The sequence below is a fragment of the Micromonospora sp. LOL_021 genome (genome assembly GCF_048060215.1).
GTDB lineage: Bacteria > Actinomycetota > Actinomycetes > Mycobacteriales > Micromonosporaceae > Micromonospora_E.
This window is the reverse complement of the sequence record NZ_JBHMIN010000156.1, coordinates 1-445: the sequence shown is the minus strand read 5'-3', so window position 1 is coordinate 445 and position 445 is coordinate 1. Positions and strand designations below refer to the sequence as shown.

Annotated in this window: 1 protein-coding gene; it reads left to right on the top strand. The window is 68.5% G+C overall.

Features of this window, described 5'->3' with window-relative positions; translation table 11 throughout:
• On the top strand, positions 1 to 390 hold a 390-nt coding region (locus tag ACFHWT_RS31470), incomplete at its 5' end, for an aldehyde dehydrogenase family protein (protein WP_416598346.1).
• Positions 391 to 445 lie beyond the last annotated feature (55 nt).

Sequence of the window (445 nt, the reverse complement as noted above, 5' to 3'; positions counted from 1 at the left end):
GTGCCGTCGTTCGGTGACGCCCGCGACGGCGGCGCGTATGTGGAGCCGACGGTGTTGACGGGGTTGGGGCAGTCGGCGCGGTTGTTGCGGGAGGAGGTGTTCGGTCCGGTCTGCCACGTCGCGCCGTTCGATTCGGAGGAGGAGGCGTTCGCGTTGGCGAATGACTCCGACTACGGGTTGGCGGCGACGGTGTGGACCCGTGATGTGGGGCGGGCGCACCGGGCGGGTGCGCGGTTGGACGCCGGCATCGTCTGGGTGAACACCTGGTTCCTGCGGGATCTGCGTACCCCGTTCGGTGGGGTGAAGGCGTCGGGGGTGGGCCGGGAGGGTGGCGTGCACTCGTTGGACTTCTACTCCGAGTTGACCAACGTCTGTGTGGACTTGTCATGACTGTGGGTGTGGATGTCGGGGCGGCTGTCGCGGCGTTGGCCGGGGCGTACGACAC